The organism is Haloarchaeobius iranensis, from assembly GCF_900103505.1.
Lineage (GTDB): Archaea > Halobacteriota > Halobacteria > Halobacteriales > Natrialbaceae > Haloarchaeobius > Haloarchaeobius iranensis.
Window position 1 is genome coordinate 1 of the sequence record NZ_FNIA01000028.1, and the last position, 21,367, is coordinate 21,367.

The following is a 21,367-nucleotide window of genomic DNA, read 5'->3' on the forward strand; positions in this document are numbered from 1 at the left end:
TCATCGTCGAGTTGGATCACGGTCTCGTCGACCGCGACGTGATCCGGCGAGTGACCGTCCTCGGGCTGTAGATCAGCCTTATGCACCCAGTTGTGGACGGTCGATTTGACGCGGTCAACACCGAACAGTTCGAGAATCGAAACAGTATTCGAAAGCGAGAGACCAGCAAGATGTAGTTGAATACTGAGCTTCATCAACAGTCGCGGTGTTGCTTCTCGCTCCACAAAACCTAACTCGATCTCGTCCAAAGAGTCGTTGAGGCGGGCATTTTCTGGCATAGAGCACTAGAAAACTGCTCCGCCTCACCTTTCAATCCTTATCTGAACACCGCCACGGCAGGTGGTCGACCGAGAGGGCGACGGCCACCCACCCGCGGTTGCCGCCTGTGCACGGAGCACATACCTCGTCCTCGCGCGTGTCAGAGCACGGATGGAACGCCCGGACGCTCCGTTCGCGAGCCCCGAACGAGACCGAGGATCGGCTTGGCGGGATGACAGCAAGGGGGCAGAGAGTCCGACAGACAGATACGGCACCCCGGAGAAGCACCGGCCATGCTCGTCACGCTGGAGGGACTCGACGGCAGCGGGAAGACGACGGTCTGGGAGGCCTTACACGACACCTACCCCGACGCGACGTTCACCCGCGAGCCGACCGAGTCCTGGTACGGCGAGGCTGTCGACCGCGCCATCGCGGACGGCGACGCCGACCCGCTCGCCGAACTGTTCCTCTTCATCGCCGACCACGCCGACCACCTCTCGCGGGTCGTCCGTCCCGCGCTGGCCGACGGCGACCTCGTCATCTCGGACCGGTACTCGGACTCGCGCTACGCCTATCAGGGGGCGACCCTGGAGGGCGAGGTCAAGCGCCCGATGGAGTACATCCGCGGCGTCCACCAGCCCTTCACCTACCCGCCGGACGTGACCATCTACCTCGACGTGGACCCCCGGACCGCGATGCAACGTTCGGGCGCGACGAACAAGTTCGAGCAGTCGAAGTACCTCACCCAGGTGCGCCAGAACTACGAGCAGCTGATGGAGTGGCAGCCCGAGCGGTTCGTCCGCATCGACGCGACGCAGTCGCCCGAGGGCGTCCTCGACGACGTGGAGGACGTCTTCGAGCGGATTCTTGACGGGGAGTGATCACTCCCGCATCGTGTCAGGGAGCTCGACCTCGTCAGGCGACGGCATCCAGAAGAAGTCGACGCTGACGCCGAGCACGAGCGGGAGCGCGATGGCCACCAGGAGCGCGAGGCTCTGTGAGCCCAGGTTCGCGCCGAGTCCGACCACGCCGGAGATGACGAGCGTCGTCGCGAGCAGCGCGACCGGTGTGACCAGCACGACGTAGATGACCGACCCCCAGTCGGTGTCGAGCCGTTGGCGGAAGAACCGGGTAGAGACGGCCGCGATAGCGGTGTTGGCGGTGACGAGGACCAGCAGGCCGATGACGCCGACCAGTGAGACCATATCCACCCTAGGGACGGCAGAACCTTTGACGTATCGGAACGGCTTTCAACCGCGCTGAGTTTGCAACCAACATGCATCGAGTCATCGGAGAACGGGACGTAGAAGAGACACCGTTCTCGCCCGAACAGGCCCGGACGCTCTACCGAGATATGGTCCGGGCTCGCCGTTTCGACGAGCGTGCGCTGGCGCTCCAGCGCCGCGGCTGGATGAGCGGATACCCGCCGTTCAAGGGACAGGAGGCGTCGCAGGTCGGCGCGTCCCACGCTATGGCGGAGTCGGACTGGCTGTTCCCGACGTACCGCTCGAACGCGATGCAGATCGCCCGCGGCGTGCCGATGAGCGACCTGCTGCTGTTCCGGCGCGGTCGAGCCGAGTTCGACTCCGGGCACACCCTCCCGGTGTTCCCGCAGGCGGTGCCCATCGCGACGCAGATACCCCATGCGACCGGTGCGGGGATGGCGATGAACTACCGCGACGACGACGGCGCGGTCGTCTGCTACTTCGGCGACGGCGCGACCTCGGAGGGCGACTTCCACGAGGGCCTGAACTTCGCCGGCGTCTTCGACACCCCGACGGTGTTCTTCTGCGAGAACAACAACTGGGCCATCTCGCTCCCCCGCGAGCGCCAGACAGCCGCGACCTCTATCGCCGACCGCGCCGAGGCCTACGGCTTCTCCGGCGGGCAGGTCGACGGGAACGACCCGCTCGCCGTGCTGGAGTTCGTCGGCAGCGCGCTGGAGACCGCCCGCGACGGCGAGCCGGTGCTCGTCGAGAGCATGACGTACCGGCAGGGCGCCCACACGACCAGCGACGACCCGTCGCGCTACCGCGAGGAGGAGTCGGACCTGCCGGAGTGGCGGACCCGCGACCCGCTGGAGCGCTACGAGGAGTACCTGCGGGAGCAGGACCTCATCAACGACACGTACGTCGAGACCATCCACGAGGAGGCCGACGAGGAACTGGCCGACGCCGTCGACCGTGCCGAGGCGAAGGAGCCCGCCGAGCCCGAGGAGGTGTTCGACCCGGTCTACGCCGACCTCCCGCCGCGGCTCCAGAAACAGCGCGAGGAGGCACTCACCTTCGCCGCGGAACACGACGTCCAGGAGCTGGACCACTAGCGGGCGGGCCGCGACGCCCCGTCACTGCAGCGAGATGTAGGTCTTCGTGTCGGCGACGCCCCCGAACTTCTGCATCTCTCCCGTCACCGTGTGCAACACGTCGTACACCTCGTCGGCGTCGACTTCGGTGATGATGTCGTAGTTTCCGGCGACGATGTGTGCCTCGGTCACCGCTTCGAGGCCACGGATCGAATCGAGGAGCTCCTCGGACTTTCCGGCTGCGGTCTTCACCATGATGAACGCGTGTACCATTCGTGCTGTGGTACTATGTCACATGGCAAAAACCTTCCCCCGGCACGGGGACCGCCGCCAGGGTAAGTTATTCAAGGTGGGTGAGCGTATGCTGTGATATGCGGTTCGTTATCATAGGCGCTGGTCGAGTTGGACTGCGCACGGCGCGCGTGCTCAGAGACGAAGGACACGACGTTACGCTCGTCGAGCGCGACGAACGGAAGATTGGACGCGCACGCGAACAGGAGTTCACCGTCGTCGAAGGTGATGGTTCTCACGAGGACGTACTGGAGGAGGCGGGAATCGCGGAGGCCGACGCCATCGGCGCGCTGACGGGTGACCTGAACACGAACTTCGCGGCGTGCATGATCGCCAACCACAACGGCGCACGCACCATCATGCGCATCGACGAGGACTACCGCGAGGACATCTACCGGAAGTACGCCGACGCGGTCGACGAGATCGTCTACCCCGAGCGGCTGGGCGCTATCGGCGCGAAGAACGCGCTGCTCGGCGGCGACATCCACGCCATCGCCGACATCGCACAGAACCTCCAGCTCGTCGAGCTCACCGCGACCGAGGAGTCACCGATGCGTGGCTACTCGCTCTCGGAGGTCGAGTTGCCCGCGAGCGCGACCATGATCGCGTTCGGGAAGGCCGAGGGCTCGCTCATGATTCCGGACGAGGACGAGTCGCTCGAACTCGGTGACCGCGTGGTCGTCCTCGCTGACTTCGACGTGCTCGCGGACGTGCGCCAGCTCATCGTCGGCGACGCTAGCCGGGCCGCGCCCGCAGGAGGTGTCTAATCGTGGTCACAGCCTACATCATGATCAAGGCGAACACGGGCGAGGCGGACAGGCTGAAGGAGAGCATCGAGGCGAGCGAGGGCGTCGACCACGCCTACATCGTCGCCGGCGACGTCGACGTCATCGCGAAGGTGACCGTCGACTCGCCGGGTGCGGTCAAGGACATCGCCGCCACGAAGATACAGAGCATCCGCGGCGTCGAGGACACACAGACCTACATCGCGATGGACTGAGCCGCGCTCAGAGGCCACCGCCACCGCCGTTCGTCGCGGTCGCGAGCAAGTCGCCGGCCGGTTCTTCGTAGTCGTAGCCCGGAATCAGCCCCTGCACGTACGTTCCCTCCACGAACTCGGCGAGCACCTTCGCGTCCTCGACGCCGGTCTTCGCCCGCCCGGAGCGGTAGCTGAACGTCACGGCGACGGTCCCGGCCCGGCGCTCGACCGCCGGTTCCTCGTGGTCGACGGTCTTCGTCGGGTCGAACGAGTCCGCCAGCCGCAGCGCCAGCGTGTCGTACCAGCCGTCCTCGACGACCGGCGGCACCGCCTCGTCGGCGACCACCGTGTCGAGCGTCGGCAGTCGCACCGTCACCTCGAAGGCCGCCCGGTCGTCATCGGTGGTCGTCGCGGTCGCCCGGACGTCGAACGGGGTGGTCGTCAGGTCGTAGCCGTCGTCCGCGGGCGTGAACGCGTCGTGGCGCTCGAACGCACGCTCGGCCGACTCGGATGTCATGCGCCGCCCTAGGCCGTCGAAAAGGATGGAAGTTGCGTTCCGCGATTCAGCCGAGCAGGTAGCGCAGCCACGGGTAGCGTTCGATCAGGGGCTGCCCGCCGACCTCGTACTGCTCGACCCTGGCGTCCAGCCCGAGGACGCGTCCCGCCCCGAAGGCGGCGACGGAGAGGAACACCAGCATGTACGCGAAGTCGCCGTTGATGTAGCCGTGGGTGACCTCCCAGTTCCCGAGGTAGAACAGGAGCATCATGAACGCACCCCAGAACGCGGCCAGTCGCGTCAGTAAGCCCACGATGAGCCCGAGTCCGATGAGTACCTCGCCCCACGGGACCGCGACGTTCACGAAGCTGACGAACCAGCCTGTCTCGCCCATCGTCACGAACAGGTCCGCGACGGGACTCCCGTTCGCCGGCGGTGCGTTCAGCAGGTAGCCAGACGCGCTGAAACTCCCCGACAGCACCTTGTCGATGCCGCTCTGGAAGAACGCGATGCCCATCATCAGCCTGAGCGCCAGGATGAACCAGACACTCAGCGAGTGCAGCTTGCCAGTCGCCGTGTAGCCCCCGACCGTACTCTGGAGCCGGATCTCTTGGGTTGCCATGTTACGTGAACTCGTACCACGGTGCCGGTATTAAAAATACCGCGTGAATAGCCCGTCTACGCCCCGGTCTCCTCGGTCTGGCTCTCCTCCTCCTCGGCGTTGAGCACACCTCGCACCGCCATCTCGACCTCGTCGAAGTTCGACAGTGTCAGCCCGTCGGTCGTGACGAACACGCCCTCCGTCTCGGTCGTGACCCGCACCAGGAACCCGTTCTCGAACACGCGGATGGTGTACTCGTACTCGCCCAGCTCGGACTGCTGGTACGCCGCCTGCGTCGTCTTGAAGCCGCGCCACTCGTGCCCCACGAACGTCGTCAGGTCCGCGTCCCGCTCCAGGTCGCTCCGGAGGTACAGCTGCTCGAAGTCGTCCCGCGTGAAGTACGTCACCGACCGCAGACTGTCGCCGATCGTCGTTCTGCACGCCGACACGATGCGGTCCGCTTCACGCTCGGTCACCAGGCTGGTCATGGTCGTTGTCGTCCATCCACAGACATAAGACCGCCGTTGTGCACAGGTCACCGCCCGAATCGACGACAGTGCGGTTCGATGACCTGTCACTGGCCGGAATGTTTACGTGCGAAAGCGCTGTAGTTCGGACTGGTTCCTGAGTATTCGGGGCCCGGCCGACGAGACATCTGTCATGACCACAGGTCGCGTTGGTCGCGGCGGCTACCTCCGCCATGCCCGGTAGCCGCCTTCTGGGTACCGCCATCCGAGACAGGCGTGACTCGTCGGTCCACACGAGGGCGGCGCGCTCAGGAAATGCACGTGACAGGTCGTTCGCGTCCCCCGTGGCCGGTTCCCGGGCGGCGAGCTGCCCCGCGCTCCCCGCGTACTCGTCGCTCACTGGCGGTCGAGAAGCAGTGCGAGGGGCAGGATTCGAACCCGCGAACTCCTACGAGAGCGGATCTTAAGTCCGCCGCCTTTGGCCGCTCGGCCACCCTCGCGCGGTCGAGGGTTCACCCGGGTCGTTCAAGACGATTTCGCTTACCAGTCCACGCTGAGGGTGCCGTCCCCCTGTGGGTTGGGTGCGATCTCCTCGTCCGTCCGGCGGTCGACGACGTGGATGATGCCCTGGTCCTTCTTCGCGGGACAGGCCTCGGCGGCGCGGACGTTGTGGTCGAGCTCGTCCTCGCCGAAGAAGTAGGTCTTCGGGCGAGCCAGCCCGGTGTCGATGTCGAGGTCCCAGTTGCCGGAGACCTCCGCGCACTTGCCCGCGCCGAAGCACTTGTTGGCCTCGAAGATTATCTTGTAGGGCTTCTCTTCGACCGGTGGGGCGTCGGACTCGCCGATCTCGCTCGGCGTGTGGGCGTCCTCGGCGTCGCTCATGTCTGGCGTTCGGGGGCGGGCGAACTTTCGTGTGTCGGTTCGGGCCACCGTCAGTACGACCACACCGCCGCGAGGATGCCCGCCGTCTGGCCGAGGCCGACGAGCGCGAACCCGAGCAGTGCGACCGGTCCCGAAGCCGAGAGCACGGGCGAGAGCAGGTACGCACCCGTCCCGACGGCGCTCAGGGCGGCACCGACCTGATAGACGCTGGATGCACGGTCGACGTTCTCGCCGGTGTAGATGTACGCGGCCGCCGGGACGAGCATCCAGCCCGCGACGGCCGCCCGCGCCAGTGTGGTGTTCACCGGGTCGGCGAAGACGGCGACCGTGCCGAGCGCGTTCAACCCGATACCGACGAGGAGGACGACCTTCCAGGCGAGCAGCACACCCTCGCGCATGTCCCGCCAGGAGAGGACGGTGAACGCGACGAGCAGCACGTCCATCACGACCATGCCGATTCTGACGGCCTCGAGTCCCGCGAACTCGACGTGGGCGGCGGCGGCGAACGTCCACGCGAGCGGGACCAGCAGTCCGGGGCCTGTCTCCCGGAGTCGTCGGAGCATGGTATCACATCGTGGGGGAGCGAAAAGAGCGTACCCCTCGGAGGCGCGGGTCGGCGGACGAACGTCGAGCGGTCGCGTTACTCGTGGATGTCGATGCCCTCGATGACGGCCTCCTCCTGGGGCTGGTCACGGGGGCCGGTCGGGAGCGAGCCGATGGTCTCGACGACGTCCATGCCGTCGCTGACCTTGCCGAAGACGGCGTGCTTGCCGTCGAGGTGCGGCTGGGCGTCGAGGGTGATGAAGAACTGGCTGCCGTTCGTGTTCGGGCCGGAGTTCGCCATCGAGAGCACGCCGGGGCCGTCGTGGCCCAGGTCGTCGTGGAACTCGTCCTCGAACTCGTAGCCGGGGCCGCCGCGGCCGGTGCCGGTCGGGTCGCCGCCCTGGATCATGAAGTCGCCGATGACGCGGTGGAACGGCACGCCGGCGTACAGCGAGTCGCCGCGTGTCTCGCCCGACTCGGGGTCCTCCCACGTCGGCGTCTCGACCGCCGGCTCGTCGTTCGCGGCCGGCTCGTGCTTCGCGAGGTTGACGAAGTTCTCGACGGTGTTCGGGACGCGCTCGTCGTACAGCTCGACCTCGATGTCGCCGTGGTTCGTGCGGATGGTTGCAGTCAGACTCATATCTCCACCGAGGAGCGCACTCGGGAAAACGTTGTGGATACGTCGACGGCGAGCCGTTGCGGCTGTGCCTGCGCCGTCCCGTCGGCGACTCGTCACCCCCATGGATTCAATAACGACCGGGCCGAAAACTTCGAACGAATGACCCGCTCGGCGCGTCACCGACGCGAGCGCGTGACACTGGCCAGACTCCCGTCCGGCGTCGAGGTCACGACGACCGTTCACAGCTACGAGGGCCCGGAGGACGGACCGACGGTGTACGTGCAGGCGGCCCAGCACGGCCGCGAGATAAACGGCACCGAGGTCCTCCGCCGGCTGCACGACGAGCTCCCGACGACCGACCTCGCCGGCGAGCTGGTCGCGGTACCGGTCGCGAACCCGCTCACGTTCGACCGCATCTCCTACACCACGCCGGAGGCGCTCGACTCGGTGAACCCGAACATGAACCGCGTGTGGCCGGGCGAGGCCGACGGGAGCCTCCACCAGCGAATGGCGGCGGCGCTCTGGACGTACGCGGGCGAGGCCGACGTCATCGTCGACCTCCACACCGGCAGCCCCTCGATGCTCACCCACACCGTGTTCACGCAGGGCGACGACCGCTCGCGCGGGCTCGCCGAGGCGTTCGGCACCGACCTGTTGCTCGCCGAGCCATCGGGCGAGGATGCCCCGGAGACCTGGCACCGGCGGGGGTTCGACGGCAAGCTCCGGGTCGCCGCCTCGGTCGAGGGCATCCCGGCCATCACGCCCGAACTCGCCCACAACAAGCAGATCGTCGAGGACGCGGTCACGACGGGTGTCCGCGGCATGCTGAACGTGCTCCGTCACCTCGGCGTGCTCGACGGGCAGGTCATCGCCGGCGAGTCGCCCCAGGTCGCCCGGAACCACCTCGGCCGCGTCGACGCGGAGGAGTCGGGGCTGTTCCGACCGAACCCGTCGCTGGAGCTCGGACAGCGTGTCGAGACCGGCGACCACCTCGGGCACGTCTACCACCCGTCGACGTACGAGGTGCTCCAGCGCGTCGAGTGCACCCGCGACGGCATCTGCTACGCCATCACCCGCGAGGCGACGGTGAAGGGCGGCGACCGGCTCGTCAGCGTCGCCATCCCGGTCGCGGAGTAGTGCTCAGGCTCGCGCGGGCAGCAGTTCGGAGAGCGCGACCTTCCGCAGCTCACCGTCCAGCCTGACGAGCACGTCGAGCGTCGGGCCGTAATCGTACAGCAGCTCCCGGCAGACCCCGCAGGCCGAGATGACGACCGGCTCGTTCGCCGGGTCGTTCTCCCGGAAGCGCACCGCGACCGAGCAGTCGAACGAGTCGTGGCCGTCGGCGAGCGCGTTCTCGAGCGTCACCGGCTCGCAGTGGACGGTCGCCTGGTCGACGCTCGATTCGAGGTTCACCGCGGTGTAGACGGTGCCGTCCTCGGTGCGGAGCGCGGACGCGACGCGGTGTCGGTCGGGGTCGAACCTCGCTTCCAGCGTCTCGACGGCGGCGTCGACGAACTCGTGGTCGGCGGCATACGGTGGGCGTGCGTCCATACCGTCGCTTCGACCGCCGGGGAGAAAAGCTCCCGTCAGACGGCGGGGAATCACAATCGTGATTACGGGCCGCCCACTCGGTCAGACCCCATGTCAGACGACGACACCGCGGCCTGGTGGGACGAGGCGTACGAGCGCGACACGGCTCCGTGGGACACGGGCGAACCACAGCCGGCGCTCGCTGGCGTCGCGGACCGCACGGAGCGCTGGCGCGTGCTCGACCCCGGCTGCGGGACCGGGACCCACGCCGTCCACTTCGCGAGCCACGGCCACGACGTGGTCGGCGTCGACGTCTCCGAGAACGCCGTCGGTCGTGCCCGGGCGAAGGCCGACGAGCACGATGTCGACGTGACCTTCCACGTCGACGACGTGCGCGAGCTCGACGCCGTCGACGGCCCGTTCGACGCGGTCGTCGACAGCGGGATGTTCCACGTGTACGCCGGTGAAGACCGCGAGCGGTACGTCGACGCCCTGGCCGACGTGCTCGCCGAGGGTGGCCGGGTCTTCCTCGTGGCTTTCGGGCCTGCCGCGCCCGACGATGCCGGGCCGACACCGGTCTCGCACGACGACGTCCGGACGGCGTTCGCCGACGGCTGGACGGTCCGGGAGGCCGGAGACACCGACTTCGAGACGCGACACGGCACCGTGCCCGGAACCGACGCCGTCGTCGAACGGACACCGGGGAACGGCTCGACGGAGTGAGAAGGGGAGCCGCGATCAGAACTCGCGGAGCTCCGCGAGCACGGCGGCGGCGTCGCCCGACGCGATGGTTTCGCGGGCGAGTTCGAGGCCGTCGTCCAGCGAGTCGACGTCGTCGCGGGCGTACATCCGGAACGCGGCGTTGAGCGCGACGGCGTCGGCGAACTGGTCGTCGCGCTCGCCGGCGATGACCGCCTCGGTGATGGCGGCCGAGTCGGCGGCCACGTCGTCGACTCCGAGGTCGTCCTCCTCGAAGTCCATGCCGTACTCGGCGGTCTCGATCTCGTAGTCGTCGACCGCGTCGTCACCCTCGTGCCACTCCGCGACCTTCGTGTAGCCGGGGCGGATGTCGTCGTAGCCCTCCATGCCCTGGAACATGACGACCTTCTCGACGTCGAGCTCCTCGCTCGCGGCGAACGTGTTGCAGGTCTTCTTCGCGAACGCGAGGTGATAGAACGAGCCGAGGTGGACCTCGGCGTTGGCCGGGTTCGCGAACGTCTCGACGGTGTTGACGAACGTCCGGACGCCCATCCGGTCGCGGCGGTCGAACAGCTCGTCGATGCCCGGGTTGAACGCGGGCTGGTAGTAGAAGCCGAAGCCGGTCTCGTCGACCATGTCAGCACTCTCTTCGGGCGAGAGCTCGGTGCGGACGCCGAGCTCGTCGAGCACGTGCTTGTAGGCGTCCTGCTTCTGCGTGGGGACGCGGTCGCCGCTGTGGGCGACGACCGGTGTGCCAGCGGCGGCGGCGACGATGCCCGCGGCGACGCCGAAGATGGCCGACCGGCCCTTGCCGTCGTAGTTCGCCCCGCAGTCGACGGGGTCGGCATCGGGTTCGGCCGTGACGACGCTCTCCTCGCGCATCACGTCGGTGTACGCCGCCAGCTCCTCGGGGTTGTTGCGCTTCCAGCGGTTCGCCAGCCAGAAGGCCCCAAGCGTGGTGGGGTCGGGCTCGCCGCCGAGGATGCGCTGGAACGCCTCGCGGGCCTGTCCGCGGTCCATGTCCTCCGCGGACTTGTGGCCGGAGCCGACGACTTCCGTCATCAGTCGCTTGAGGGGCCACTCGCCGTACTCGCGGGTCGCTTGTGCCATGTCCGGCCGTTAGAACGGTCCGAGGAAAAGTCGCCCGGTCCGTTCCCAGGCCCTGGGAGCCGGTCCGGCCGGAATCGGCGGCGACCGTCGGCGTTCGAAACACGTACCTTGCACAGGTCCCTAGCGCCGACGATGAACACGCAGTCGGGCGACTGGCGCGAGGAGGTAGACGAGGTCGACGCCCGCCTCATCGACGGCTACCAGTCGGGCTTTCCGGTTGCCGAACGCCCGTTCCGCGTCGTCGGCGAGGAGCTGGGTGTCACCGAGCACGAGGCGTTCGAGCGCGTGCAGCGACTCCGCGACGAGGGGGTGTTCCGGCGGTTCGGCGCGGTGCTGAACCCGCCGGTCATCGGGTCGTCGACGCTCGCGGCGGTCAAGGCACCCGCGGACCGCTTCGACGAGGTCGCCGAGATAATCAACGGCTACCGGCAGGTGAACCACAACTACCGGCGCGACCACGAGTGGAACATGTGGTTCGTCGTGACCGCGGGCTCGCGGGAGACGCGGAACCGCATCCTCGACGAGATCGAGAAGGGGACGGGCTGTGAAGTCCTCAACCTCCCGATGCTCACGGATTACTACATCGACCTGGAGTTCCCGGTCGTGAACACCGACCGGTTCGCCCGGGAGTCCGTCGAGTCCACTGAGGTCTCCGCGACGCGCATCTCCGAGAACGCGACGGGCGACCTCTCGCGGTTCGACGCGGAACTCCTGCTGGCCATCCAGTCGGGCTTCCCGCTCTCGGAGACGGCGTACCGCGACATCGCGGCCGAGATAGCCCCGAAACTGGACGATGACGTGACCGTCGAGATGGTGCTCGATGGGGTCGAGCGCCTCCGCGAGAACGGCTGCATCAAGCGCGTGGGCTGCATCGTCAACCACGTCGTCACCGGCTTCTCGAACAACTGCATGGTCGTCTGGGACGTGCCCGACGACGAACTCGACGAGCGCGGGCTGGCGGTGGGCGAACTCCCCTACGTCACGCTCTGCTACCACCGGCCCCGGCGGCCCGAACAGGACTGGCCGTACAACCTGTTCACGATGATCCACGGCCGCGACCCCGACGCCGTCGACGAGAAGGTCGACGAACTCGCCACGGAGTACCTCCCTGTCGACCACGAACGACTCTACTCCACGGAGACGCTGAAGCAGACGGGTGCGCAGTACGAGGAACTGGTGGGAGAGTAGCGCGGTTGCGATGCGGTGGCGGTGCGGTAGCGGTGCGGTAACACGGTTTCCTGTACGACCGCAAGCGCAGCGAGCGGTCGCCTTTTTCGCCCAGCTTTTTCGAGGAGTGGTGCGCCTCCGGCGCACCCGACGATGAAACAGGTGGTCGAGCCGCGCTGACGACCGACGACTATGAACCTTCTGCACTCGGGGTCTCTCCCCAACCCAAAGGCTATTTTACGCCCATCGCCTACCGACCGATAATTCATGTCCCGGAGTCCTTCGCTGCCCGACCGTCCGCGGTTAGACCTCGACCCGGACATGTCGGAGGAAGAGCGGCTCTCCGCGCTCCGCGAGCACTTCGCAGACGTCACCGAAGTGCACGCGAAGCTCTCCAGCCAGCTGGAGGCTGCACACGAGCGCCGCGACGAGCTGAAAGACGAGGTCGACCAGACGGAGCGGGAGAACGAGGCGCTGAAGACGTCCTCGCTCTACATCGCGACCGTCGAGGAGATCGACGAGGAGACACAGGAAGCCGTGGTCAAGCAACACGGCAACAACCAGGAGGTGCTCACCGACGTCTCTCGTCGGATGGGCGAGGAGCTGCAGGCCGGCGACCGCGTCGCGGTCAACGACTCGTTCTCGGTCCAGAGCATCCTCGCGAGCGAGACCGACGCCCGTGCGCAGGCGATGGAGGTCGACGAGAGTCCGGCGGTCGAGTACGCCGACATCGGCGGTATCGACGAGCAGGTCCGCGAGGTCCGTGAGGCCGTCGAGGAGCCGCTCGTCAACCCCGAGAAGTTCGACACCGTCGGCATCGACCCGCCGTCGGGCGTGCTGCTGCACGGCCCGCCGGGGACGGGGAAGACGATGCTCGCCAAGGCCGTCGCCAACGAGACCGACGCCACGTTCATCAAGATGGCCGGCTCCGAGCTGGTCCGCAAGTTCATCGGCGAGGGCTCCCGGCTGGTCCGTGACCTGTTCGAGCTCGCCTCCGAGCGCGAGCCCGCTATCATCTTCATCGACGAGATAGACGCCATCGCGGCCAAGCGGACCGAGTCCAAGACCTCCGGCGACGCCGAGGTCCAGCGGACGATGATGCAGCTGCTCTCCGAGATGGACGGCTTCGAGGCTCGCGGGAACATCCGCATCATCGCGGCCACCAACCGCTTCGACATGCTCGACCGCGCCATCCTCCGTCCGGGCCGGTTCGACCGCCTCATCGAGGTGCCCGAGCCGGACGCCGAGGGCCGCGAGCGCATCTTCGAGATACACACCGAGCAGATGAACATCGCGGACGACGTGACCTTCGCCGACCTCGCCGAGGAGACGGCGGGCTACTCCGGCGCGGAGATCGCGAGCGTCGCCACAGAGGCCGGCATGTTCGCCATCCGCGACGGCCGCACCGAGGTCCGCAAGCAGGACTTCGTCGAGGCCCTGGAGAAGATCGAGGCCGACGACGGCGGCGAGTTCGTGCCCTCGGCCGGTCACGCGACGTACCACTACTGAACGGCACGCCGACCCGCGGGCTCCGGGACCGCGAACCGCAACTTCCTTTCTCCCGCGCCGACTCGCTCGACCATGGAGCCAATCCGTATCGTCTGGGGCCACGCCACCGGCCCGACAGAGATGGCCGCCTACGATGCGGCCCTCGCGGACGCCGGCGTCGAGAACTACAACCTCGTCGGCGTCTCCTCCGTCGTCCCTGCCGAGGCGACCGTCGAACTCGCCGGCACCGCCCCCGACCTCGGCCCCGTCGGGAACCGCCTCACCGTCGTCGAAGCCTGCGCCACCGCGACAGAACCAGGCCACGTCTCCGCGGGCCTGGCGTGGGCAACCTCACCCGATGGTGGACTGTTCTACGAGGCCGCCGGCCCCACCGACGAGGGCGACATCTCCGAGCGCGTACGGCGCGGGCTGGCGGCCGGCGAGTCGCTGCGGGACTGGACGTTCGACGACCCGCACGTTCGAGTGGAGAGCGCGTCCGTAGAGCCGGGGACGTACACGACTGCGGTGGTGCTGGCGGTGTACGGGGAGTCCGAGCCGATTCTGTGACCGAACTGGGTGTCTATGGCTCTCGTTTCGAGGTACAGTATTACGTGAGCTAGTTCCGACGGTAGCCAGAAAGCCCCGAGCCGTTCGACTCGGGGGCCCCGCTGCGGTCCTCGTACCTGCGGTCCTTGCGTCGGCCGCTGCCGTCGAACGTCTCGCCAGCCGCGCGCCGTACGGGCCGGTTCTTCTACCGTTGCGGTCAGTCGCACACGGCAGCGATAGGAACGCCTTTCACTCGAACCGTCGACGCCACAGGTATGAACGTGGACCTGGGCAACGCGCTGGCCGCCGAGGCGTCGCCGGGCATCTCTCGAGAGAACCTGGAGCGCCTCGACGAGCGGGTCGCGGGGGCACACGAGCGAATCGAGGCGGGCATCGAGGCGCGGGAGCACGGCTACGCGGCGCTGGCGCTCCCGGAGACGGTCGACACGGACGCCATCGCGGCGGCGGTCGAGCCGTTCTCGGACAGCGAGGCGGTGCTGACCGTCGGCATCGGCGGGAGCGCGCTGGGTGCGGCGACCATCGCGGACGCGCTCGACTCGGATGTCGAGGCGTACTTCCTCGACAACGTCGACCCGGAGCAGGTGACGACCCTGCTCGCCGACCTGCCGCTCGCCTCGACGACGGTGAACGTGGTGTCGCGGTCGGGGACGACGGCGGAGACGCTGGCGAACTTCCTCGTGGTCCGGGACGCGATGGCGGACGCGGGCGTGGACTGGACCGACCGGACGTTCGTCACGACCGGCGAGTCCGGCCCCCTCCGCGAGCTGGCGGACAGACACGACCTGCCGTCGCTGCCCGTTCCGGACGGCGTTCCGGGGCGGTTCTCGGCGCTCTCGACGGTCGGGCTGGCGTGTGCGGCCATCCAGGGCCACGACCTCGATGCGCTCGTCGCGGGAGCGGCCGACCAGCGCGAGCGACTCTCGGACTCGCTGTTCGACTCGCCGGCCTACGCGTACGGTGCCATCTGCTACGCGCTGGACGTGCGCGGGGCGAGCGTGAACGCGATGCTGCCCTACGCGGAGTCGCTGGAGACGTTCGCGGAGTGGTTCGCCCAGCTCTGGGCCGAGAGCCTGGGCAAGGACGGGCTCGGCCAGACGCCGGCGCGGGCGCTCGGCGCGACGGACCAGCACTCCCAGCTCCAGCTCTACCGGGCGGGTCCCCGGGACAAGATGGTGACGTTCGTCCGGCCGCGCGAGCGCGCGGACCGCGCCATCCCGGAGACGGAGTTCGAGGCGCTGTCGTACCTCGGCGGGACGGGGCTGGGCGACCTCCTCGACGCGGAGTTCGAGGCGACGGAGGCCAGCCTCGCGGCGGCGGGCCGGCCGAACGTCCGGGTCGAGATCGACCGCGTGGACGAGCGCGGGCTCGGCGAGCTGCTGTACGCGATGGAGGCCGCCTGCGTGCTCGCCGGCGAGCTGTACGGCGTCGACACGTTCGTCCAGCCGGCCGTGGAGTGGGGGAAGAACGCGGCCCGTGGCCTGCTCGGCGGCGGCGACTTCCCGGAGGCGGACGCGGTCGACGCAAAGCGCACGCTCCGCATCGAGTAGCAGAGGGCCTATATCGCTCGCGCCGATAGCCACGGGCATGGACGAGAGCTACGTCGACCGTCGCGGGGGCTCGCCGCCACGGGACGACGCCTCCCCCGTCGACATCTTCAAAACGTTCGTCCGGTTCCTCCTGCTCGGCTTCGGCAGCCTCGCCCTGCTGTTCGTCATCCAGCTCGTCCTCTACGTCGCCACCATCGCCGTGCTCGGCCCGGTCCCGGAGGGCGGACTCGAGGTCCAGCTCATCTCGTTCCTGAGCCTCGGTCTGGGGACGCTCGCCGTCGCCACGGCGTACCTGCAGAACTCCGGCCGGGACTGGTCGTTCATCGACGTCGAACTACCGTCGCTGCGGGACGTCGCGTGGACGCTCGGCGGGTTCGTCATCCTCATCCTGGGCTTCCTCGCCGTCGTCTCGCTGTTCGACCTGCTCGGGCTCTCGCCGGCCGAACACAGCAGCACGGACTCCATCATCAACGCCACGCCGCAGGTGATACTGCTGGTGCTCGTCGCCCAGTTGCTCGTCGTCGGCCCCGGCGAGGAGCTGCTGTACCGTAACGTCATCCAGAAGTCGCTGTACGACTCCGTCGGGAAGCCGAGAGCGGTGGTGCTCGCAAGCGTCATCTTCTCGCTGGTGCACATCCCGGCGTACTCCGCCGGCGGTGCGAGCCTCGGCGGAGTCGCGACGACGCTCGCCGCCATCTTCGTCCTCTCGCTCGTGCTCGGTGGCGTGTACGCCCGCACCGAGAACGTGGTCGTGCCGGCGGTCATCCACGGGAGCTACAACGTGCTCTCGTTCTACTCCACGTACGCCGGCGGCGGGAGCGGTGGGACCGAGGCGCTGGCCTGGCTGTTCTGACGTGTCGTACGGGCGTCTGACGAAGGTTTTTCGACCTACCCGTGGTAGCACCGGGGGATGCCAAAGCGCTACGCGGTCGTCTGCGAGGACGACGTGAGCGAGCGCATCGAGCGACTCGCCCGCGAGTACGACCTCACCGAGCAGGCCGTCCTCAGGCAGCTGATCGAGCGCGGCCTCGAACAGACCGACGACTAGGAGTTCGAGGGGTTCTTGCGGGAGAGCGGGCTCCCGCAGATGGGGCAGCGGTCCTTCTGTTCGTCGAACTCGCGGCCACAGCCCTGGCACTGGAACAGCCAGTCACGGCGCTCGTCGATGCCGTCGCGGGCGATGACCTCGACGGCGACGTTGAGCTTCTCGGCGACGTTCTGCATCGCGTAGTCGTCGGTGACGAGCGTGCCGTCGAGCTCGAACGTGGCGGCGACGAGGCGGACGTCGGTGTCCGAGAGCACCGAGAGGTCGCCCGTCTCGCGGGCGGCGCGGCGCACCCGCTCGGTCGTCTCGGTGTCGGGGATGTGGATGTGCATGCCCGCGCCCTCCATGGCGTCGTAGCGGTAGACGCTCTCCCCTTCCAGTTCGTCCCGCACCATCGGGATGGTGGCGGTGTCGTTGGACGTGTGGTACTCGTTGATGAACGCGGAGGAATCGAGAACGTACATCTAGCGTTCGACGACGATGTAATCCTTCACGGCCTGGACGTGTCCGACGGGGATGCGGAACCGACCGCCCTCGTCTCGCTCGTAGGAGACGCTGCGCGTCGGTGTGTCCTCGTGCGGGTCGACGAGGAGATGGTGGAGTTCGCCGCTCTTCAGGTCCATCGTGATGTTGTACACGATGCCGAGTTCGGTGCCGTCTGAACCCATCACGTTCTTGTCCGACAGGTTCTCCGCGAGTACGTCTGGCATACTATGGCCTTTTCCCACGACCGGTAATAAACGCCACGGGGACGGTCCGACGGACGGCTGACGCTCCGGAACCGTGGGCCGGCCGTCACAGGAAGCGACGGAACTGCCAGTAGATACCGGTGAGTGCGTTGCGGAGGCCGGCGACGGGCTGGAAGCCGGCATCCGGGTCGGTCGCGACCTCGAACTCGGCGTCGAGCCGGTCCGCGGCCACGTGACGAAGGTCGCCGGTGCTCGTCCGTCGGCCCGCATCGTCGGTGACCCGGAGCAGCGCCACCTCGTCGGTGACGCCGACGACTCGGTAGACGGGGGCGTCCTCGCCGGCCGGTCGGTAGTGGTCGCCGAGACTGGGCATACCCGACGCTGGGTGCCCGGGGTACATGAACCATCCGTGTGAACCGTTCCTCCGGTCGCGGCGGAACGGTGGAGTTATACGCCGTCCTGCGAAGATTTAGACAACACTTCTTCAGGGTGGCACTCATGTCGGACTCGGATACAACCCCCACGGACACATCGGCGGACGCACTTCGAACCCCCATCGTCGCGGTGCTGGGCCACGTCGACCACGGCAAGACCAGCCTGCTCGACAAGATCCGCGGCTCGGCGGTCATCGAGGGCGAGGCGGGGGCCATCACCCAGCACATCGGCGCGACCGCCGTCCCGCTCGACGTGGTCTCCGACATGGCGGGCGAACTGGTCGACCCCGACGACTTCGACCTGCCCGGACTGCTGTTCATCGACACCCCCGGCCACCACTCCTTCACCACCCTGCGCTCCCGCGGCGGTGCCCTCGCCGACATCGCCGTCCTCGTCGTCGACGTCAACGACGGCTTCCAGCCCCAGACCCTGGAGGCCATCAACATCCTGCAGAACACCCAGACGCCGTTCATCGTCGCCGCCAACAAGGTCGACACCGTGCCGGGCTGGAACCCCAACGAGGACAGCCCCATCAAGCCGTCCTACGACGCCCAGTCCGACCGCGTCCGCGGCGACGTCGACGACCGGCTCTACTCCATCATCGGCGAGCTCTCCGACCAGGGCTTCTCCGCCGACATGTACTGGCGTGTCCAGGACTTCCAGAACAACATCGGTGTCGTCCCCGTCTCCGCGATGACCGGCGAGGGAGTCCCGGACCTCCTCGCTGTCATGATGGGGCTCTCCCAGCGGTACATGAAGGAGGAGATGGCCATCGACGTCGACGGCCCCGGCGTCGGGACCGTCCTCGAGGTGAAGGAGGAGCGCGGCTTCGGCACCACCGTCGACATCGTGCTCTACGACGGCACCATCCACGAGGACGACACCATCGTCGTCGGCGGGGAGAACAAGCCCATCGTCACCGACGTGCGCGCGCTGCTCCAGCCCCGTCCGCTCGCCGAGATCCGCACCGAGAGCCGCTTCGAGCAGGTCGACAGCGTCGGTGCCGCGGCCGGTATCAAGGTCGCCGCACCCGACCTCGACGAGGCGATGGCCGGCGCGCCAATCCGGGTCGTCGGCGACCGCGACCTCGACGCGGTCATCGAGGAGGTCCGCGCCGAACTCGCGGAGGTCGCCGTCGACACCGAGGAGGACGGCGTCGTCGTCAAGGCGGACACGCTCGGCTCGCTCGAGGCCATGGCCGACGCGCTCTCGGAGGCCGAGATACCGATCGTCCGCGCCGAGGTCGGCGACATCGCCCCGCGCGACGTGGCCGTCGCCTCCACCGCCGAGGACGAGCTCCACCGCGCCATCCTCGGCTTCAACGTCGACGTGCTCGGCGACGCGGAGGACCGCGCCGACGTCGAGGACGTGAAGATATACACCGACGACGTCATCTACCAGCTCGTCGAGGAGTACGACACGTTCGTCGAGGACCAGCGGCAGTCCCAGCAGGACACTGTCCTGGAGAACATCGCCCGCCCCGCCCGCTTCCAGATCCTCGACGACCACACGTTCCGCCAGAACGACCCCGCCGTCGTCGGCGTCGAGATACTCTCGGGCACCGTCAAGAAGAACCAGCACGTCGTGAAGTTCGACGGCAACGACGCCAAGCGCGTCGGCGAACTCAAGGGCATCCAGGAGCAGGGCGAGGACGTCGACGAGGCCCGCGCCGGCAACCGTGTCTCGGTCGCCATCGACGGCCCCACCGTCGGCCGGCAGATCGTGGAGGGCGACGAGCTCTGGATCGAGCTCCCCGAGAAGCACGCGAAGATACTGGAGCAGGAGCTCAAGGAGGAGATTCCGATGGACGAGCGCGAGGCGCTGTCGATGTACCTGGAGAAGCAGCGCAAGCGGGACCCCTTCTGGGGGAAGTGAGCCGGGGTCACACCACCCCAATCCTTTTTCTGTGACGGGCTGACGCCGTATCATGGCCATATCCGTCCTCGAACTCGAGGTCGACGGCGAGACGTACGACGCCCGCCTGAACACACCGGAGGACGGCGACACCCACACCTGCGTCGTCGTCCTCCCCGGGGGCGGCCACGGTCCCTTCGGCGATATCTTCGACATCACGGCGTACGAACTCGCACAGGAGCACGTCGCCACCTATCGCTTCGAGACGTGGACCGACGCCGACGAACTGCGCGCGAAGTCGTTCGCGGAGTTCCACGCCGAGCTCGACGCTGCAATCACCGACGTGCACGAGCGCGGCTACGACCGGCTGTTCCTGCTCGCGAAGAGCTTCGGCGGGCGCATCGGGCTCACGCGCGACCTGGACGCGTTCGAGCGCGTGCTCGGCTGGGCACCGGCGGTGCGGCTCGCCGAGGGGCCGAACTTCGCGGCGCACTACGACACGCCGCTCGGCGAGGTCGAGGACCTCCGCATCGGCGCCGGGGACGTGGCTGGCGTCGACGCACCCGTCCGGATCCTCCGCGGCGACGAGGACGAGGTCGTCTCGGCCGACGACGCCGACGCGCTGGTCGATGCGCTCGCGGACGCGGAGCTGCGGACGATTCCGGGCGAGGACCACTCGTTCAACGAGAACCGGACGACGGTCGTGGCGGAGACGCTCGACTATCTGGTGCCCGACGACCGTTGAGGCGGCTCAGGGCTCGGCGACGTGGCCCGCACCGTCGCCGTCGCCGTCAAGCAGGGTGACCAGTCCCTCGGGATACAGCGGTTCCGGTCCATCCTGCACCGATTCGAGGTCGAACCAGCCCGCGTCGTACTCGACTGCGCCGCCGTTGTCGACGCCGGAGAACGTCTCGCGCTCGTACAGCGACTCGTCAGCGAACTCCGCGGCGCGGAGCACGACGAGCTCGTGGTCGGGCTCGCCGTCCCAGCTGAACCGGTTCTCGATGGTGCCGAGCGTCGGGCCCGCGGTGATCTCGACGTCCAGCTCCTCGCGGAACTCGCGCTCCAGCGCCGCGCCGCTCTCCTCGCCGAACTCGATGCCGCCGCCGATGGGGCGGTAGAACGCGCCCTCGCCGGGGTCGGTGAGTCGCTGGAGGAGGTACTCGCCGTCGCGTTCGAGGATGCCGAGGACCGTCGTCTGGATGGGTGGCATGGACCGCCGACGAGTCGGCCGTCCGGAGTAAAACTGTCGCTTCGACCCGCTAGCGCGCCGTCTGCGACACGGAGTCGGAGATGGCGTGTTTCACCTGGAGCGCGGCCGAGGCCGCCAGTCCGCGGGCGACCTCCGCCTGGTCCTCGGGGTCGATGAGGTCCTCGTCACCGAACTCGTCGACGTCCGGCGTGAAGCCCGCGCTGATGGGGTTGCCGACCGGCGGCTGGACGGCGACGGTCGCCTGCGGGCCGCCGACGCCGTTGGAGATGTCGCCGTCGACGACGTACTCGTCGGGGAGGAACTCCCGGGTCAGAGCGGCGATGCGGGAGACGTCCGCGCGGAGCCGCCGCTTCTGTTCCGCCGTGAGCTCTGGCACGTCGGCGGACGCACGCTTCCCTGCCTGCGTGCTGCCCGGAAGACCAGCGTACGGAGTGTTTCCATTCATAAAAGCTCGCTACTCCGCCTATGGTCGGATAGGCTAAAAGTCGTTCGGCTACGGAAGTCGGGGCGGCGTCAACCGGGCCGGTCCGACCTCCGAGGCCGGCACGCGCGCTGTCCGTGCTGCGCTCCGGGGCCCGGTGCTCG

At 68.0% G+C, this 21,367-nt stretch carries 29 protein-coding genes, 1 tRNA gene and 1 pseudogene; 14 read left to right on the top strand and 17 right to left on the bottom strand.

What is annotated here, in order from left to right; genetic code table 11:
- A pseudogene (locus tag BLT27_RS16735) lies at positions 1-278 on the bottom strand (IS6 family transposase); the annotation flags it as partial.
- A gap of 273 nt (positions 279-551) precedes the next feature.
- Here BLT27_RS16735 and tmk point away from each other — a divergent pair.
- Positions 552-1,139 carry a dTMP kinase gene (gene tmk / locus BLT27_RS16740; protein ID WP_089735974.1) on the top strand — a complete coding sequence of 196 codons (588 nt, stop codon included), beginning with the start codon at positions 552-554 and terminating at the stop codon, positions 1,137-1,139.
- On the opposite strand, the gene BLT27_RS16745 is transcribed toward tmk, so the two are convergent.
- A complete protein-coding gene (locus BLT27_RS16745) occupies positions 1,140-1,463 on the bottom strand; it encodes a DUF7991 family protein (protein ID WP_089735976.1) in 324 nt (107 codons plus the stop codon).
- A 71-nt stretch (positions 1,464-1,534) separates the two neighbouring features.
- Here BLT27_RS16745 and pdhA point away from each other — a divergent pair, with 71 nt between their 5' ends.
- A complete protein-coding gene (gene pdhA, locus BLT27_RS16750) occupies positions 1,535-2,581 on the top strand; it encodes a pyruvate dehydrogenase (acetyl-transferring) E1 component subunit alpha (protein ID WP_089735978.1) in 1,047 nt (348 codons plus the stop codon).
- A gap of 21 nt (positions 2,582-2,602) precedes the next feature.
- Here the strand turns inward: pdhA and BLT27_RS16755 are convergent, their stop codons facing one another.
- Positions 2,603-2,833 carry an Lrp/AsnC family transcriptional regulator gene (locus tag BLT27_RS16755; RefSeq protein ID WP_089735980.1) on the bottom strand — a complete coding sequence of 77 codons (231 nt, stop codon included), beginning with the start codon at positions 2,831-2,833 and terminating at the stop codon, positions 2,603-2,605.
- Positions 2,834-2,931: 98 nt separating this feature from the next.
- On the opposite strand from BLT27_RS16755, the gene BLT27_RS16760 reads away from it, so the two are divergent.
- Together BLT27_RS16760 and BLT27_RS16765 are read left to right on the top strand one after the other, a co-directional pair.
- On the top strand, positions 2,932-3,618 hold the full coding sequence (locus BLT27_RS16760) for a potassium channel family protein (protein ID WP_089735982.1): 687 nt from the start codon (positions 2,932-2,934) through the stop codon (positions 3,616-3,618).
- 2 nt (positions 3,619-3,620) lie between these two features.
- On the top strand, positions 3,621-3,851 hold the full coding sequence (locus BLT27_RS16765) for an Lrp/AsnC family transcriptional regulator (RefSeq protein WP_089735984.1): 231 nt from the start codon (positions 3,621-3,623) through the stop codon (positions 3,849-3,851).
- A 7-nt stretch (positions 3,852-3,858) separates the two neighbouring features.
- Here BLT27_RS16765 and BLT27_RS16770 read toward each other — a convergent pair whose 3' ends face one another.
- The 7 genes from BLT27_RS16770 to BLT27_RS16800 all read right to left on the bottom strand — a co-directional run bounded on the left by BLT27_RS16770 (position 3,859) and on the right by BLT27_RS16800 (position 7,459).
- Entirely contained in the window at positions 3,859-4,347 is a 489-nt protein-coding gene (locus BLT27_RS16770) for a DUF5813 family protein (protein ID WP_089735986.1), read from the bottom strand.
- A 46-nt stretch (positions 4,348-4,393) separates the two neighbouring features.
- A complete protein-coding gene (locus BLT27_RS16775) occupies positions 4,394-4,948 on the bottom strand; it encodes a DoxX family protein (RefSeq protein ID WP_089735988.1) in 555 nt (184 codons plus the stop codon).
- A 56-nt stretch (positions 4,949-5,004) separates the two neighbouring features.
- On the bottom strand, positions 5,005-5,415 hold the full coding sequence (locus tag BLT27_RS16780; RefSeq protein WP_089735990.1) for a DUF7522 family protein: 411 nt from the start codon (positions 5,413-5,415) through the stop codon (positions 5,005-5,007).
- A 396-nt stretch (positions 5,416-5,811) separates the two neighbouring features.
- Positions 5,812-5,894, bottom strand: a tRNA-Leu gene (locus BLT27_RS16785).
- A 40-nt stretch (positions 5,895-5,934) separates the two neighbouring features.
- Positions 5,935-6,276 carry a ferredoxin gene (locus BLT27_RS16790; RefSeq protein ID WP_089735992.1) on the bottom strand — a complete coding sequence of 114 codons (342 nt, stop codon included), beginning with the start codon at positions 6,274-6,276 and terminating at the stop codon, positions 5,935-5,937.
- Between the two features lie 50 nt (positions 6,277-6,326).
- On the bottom strand, positions 6,327-6,839 hold the full coding sequence (locus tag BLT27_RS16795; RefSeq protein WP_089735994.1) for a hypothetical protein: 513 nt from the start codon (positions 6,837-6,839) through the stop codon (positions 6,327-6,329).
- Positions 6,840-6,916: 77 nt separating this feature from the next.
- Positions 6,917-7,459: a peptidylprolyl isomerase gene (locus BLT27_RS16800; RefSeq protein ID WP_089735996.1), complete on the bottom strand. Its 543-nt coding sequence runs from the start codon at positions 7,457-7,459 to the stop codon at positions 6,917-6,919.
- A 138-nt stretch (positions 7,460-7,597) separates the two neighbouring features.
- Here BLT27_RS16800 and BLT27_RS16805 point away from each other — a divergent pair, with 138 nt between their 5' ends.
- Positions 7,598-8,575 (top strand): succinylglutamate desuccinylase/aspartoacylase family protein, encoded by a 978-nt coding sequence (locus BLT27_RS16805; protein ID WP_089735998.1) that lies wholly within the window; start codon positions 7,598-7,600, stop codon positions 8,573-8,575.
- Between the two features lie 3 nt (positions 8,576-8,578).
- On the opposite strand, the gene BLT27_RS16810 is transcribed toward BLT27_RS16805, so the two are convergent.
- Positions 8,579-8,989, bottom strand: coding sequence for a cytidine/deoxycytidylate deaminase family protein (locus BLT27_RS16810; protein ID WP_089736000.1), 411 nt, complete (start codon positions 8,987-8,989; stop codon positions 8,579-8,581).
- Between the two features lie 90 nt (positions 8,990-9,079).
- Here BLT27_RS16810 and BLT27_RS16815 point away from each other — a divergent pair, with 90 nt between their 5' ends.
- Entirely contained in the window at positions 9,080-9,691 is a 612-nt protein-coding gene (locus BLT27_RS16815) for a class I SAM-dependent methyltransferase (protein WP_089736002.1), read from the top strand.
- Positions 9,692-9,706: 15 nt separating this feature from the next.
- Here the strand turns inward: BLT27_RS16815 and BLT27_RS16820 are convergent, their stop codons facing one another.
- Positions 9,707-10,777: an anthranilate phosphoribosyltransferase gene (locus tag BLT27_RS16820; RefSeq protein ID WP_089736004.1), complete on the bottom strand. Its 1,071-nt coding sequence runs from the start codon at positions 10,775-10,777 to the stop codon at positions 9,707-9,709.
- Between the two features lie 132 nt (positions 10,778-10,909).
- Here BLT27_RS16820 and ahbB point away from each other — a divergent pair, with 132 nt between their 5' ends.
- The 6 genes from ahbB (at position 10,910) to BLT27_RS16850 (ending at position 16,594) form a co-directional block, all read left to right on the top strand.
- Positions 10,910-11,965, top strand: coding sequence for a siroheme decarboxylase subunit beta (ahbB, locus tag BLT27_RS16825; protein WP_089736005.1), 1,056 nt, complete (start codon positions 10,910-10,912; stop codon positions 11,963-11,965).
- 246 nt (positions 11,966-12,211) lie between these two features.
- Complete coding sequence (gene pan2 / locus BLT27_RS16830; RefSeq protein WP_089736007.1) at positions 12,212-13,453, top strand: proteasome-activating nucleotidase Pan2; 1,242 nt, start codon at positions 12,212-12,214, stop codon at positions 13,451-13,453.
- A gap of 72 nt (positions 13,454-13,525) precedes the next feature.
- A complete protein-coding gene (locus BLT27_RS16835; RefSeq protein ID WP_089736009.1) occupies positions 13,526-13,999 on the top strand; it encodes a pyruvoyl-dependent arginine decarboxylase in 474 nt (157 codons plus the stop codon).
- A gap of 254 nt (positions 14,000-14,253) precedes the next feature.
- Complete coding sequence (locus BLT27_RS16840) at positions 14,254-15,546, top strand: glucose-6-phosphate isomerase (RefSeq protein ID WP_089736011.1); 1,293 nt, start codon at positions 14,254-14,256, stop codon at positions 15,544-15,546.
- Between the two features lie 37 nt (positions 15,547-15,583).
- Entirely contained in the window at positions 15,584-16,399 is an 816-nt protein-coding gene (locus BLT27_RS16845) for a CPBP family intramembrane glutamic endopeptidase (RefSeq protein WP_089736013.1), read from the top strand.
- A 57-nt stretch (positions 16,400-16,456) separates the two neighbouring features.
- Positions 16,457-16,594: a CopG family transcriptional regulator gene (locus BLT27_RS16850; RefSeq protein ID WP_089736014.1), complete on the top strand. Its 138-nt coding sequence runs from the start codon at positions 16,457-16,459 to the stop codon at positions 16,592-16,594.
- Here the strand turns inward: BLT27_RS16850 and BLT27_RS16855 are convergent.
- From BLT27_RS16855 to BLT27_RS16865, 3 genes are all read right to left on the bottom strand, one after another.
- A complete protein-coding gene (locus BLT27_RS16855; protein ID WP_089736016.1) occupies positions 16,591-17,055 on the bottom strand; it encodes an NOB1 family endonuclease in 465 nt (154 codons plus the stop codon). The genes BLT27_RS16850 and BLT27_RS16855 overlap by 4 nt on opposite strands.
- Positions 17,056-17,301 carry a PRC-barrel domain-containing protein gene (locus BLT27_RS16860; protein WP_089736018.1) on the bottom strand — a complete coding sequence of 82 codons (246 nt, stop codon included), beginning with the start codon at positions 17,299-17,301 and terminating at the stop codon, positions 17,056-17,058.
- An 85-nt stretch (positions 17,302-17,386) separates the two neighbouring features.
- The gene (locus BLT27_RS16865; protein WP_245707833.1) at positions 17,387-17,653 is read right to left on the bottom strand and encodes a hypothetical protein; all 267 of its coding nucleotides are present in this window, start codon (positions 17,651-17,653) and stop codon (positions 17,387-17,389) included.
- Positions 17,654-17,778: 125 nt separating this feature from the next.
- Between BLT27_RS16865 and infB the strand changes: the two genes are divergently transcribed.
- Positions 17,779-19,590, top strand: coding sequence for a translation initiation factor IF-2 (infB, locus tag BLT27_RS16870; protein ID WP_089736022.1), 1,812 nt, complete (start codon positions 17,779-17,781; stop codon positions 19,588-19,590).
- A gap of 52 nt (positions 19,591-19,642) precedes the next feature.
- Positions 19,643-20,314, top strand: coding sequence for an alpha/beta hydrolase (locus BLT27_RS16875; RefSeq protein WP_089736024.1), 672 nt, complete (start codon positions 19,643-19,645; stop codon positions 20,312-20,314).
- A gap of 6 nt (positions 20,315-20,320) precedes the next feature.
- Here BLT27_RS16875 and BLT27_RS16880 read toward each other — a convergent pair whose 3' ends face one another.
- Positions 20,321-20,782: an NUDIX hydrolase gene (locus tag BLT27_RS16880; RefSeq protein WP_089736027.1), complete on the bottom strand. Its 462-nt coding sequence runs from the start codon at positions 20,780-20,782 to the stop codon at positions 20,321-20,323.
- A gap of 49 nt (positions 20,783-20,831) precedes the next feature.
- The gene (locus BLT27_RS16885; protein WP_089736029.1) at positions 20,832-21,227 is read right to left on the bottom strand and encodes a DUF5811 family protein; all 396 of its coding nucleotides are present in this window, start codon (positions 21,225-21,227) and stop codon (positions 20,832-20,834) included.
- Positions 21,228-21,367 lie beyond the last annotated feature (140 nt).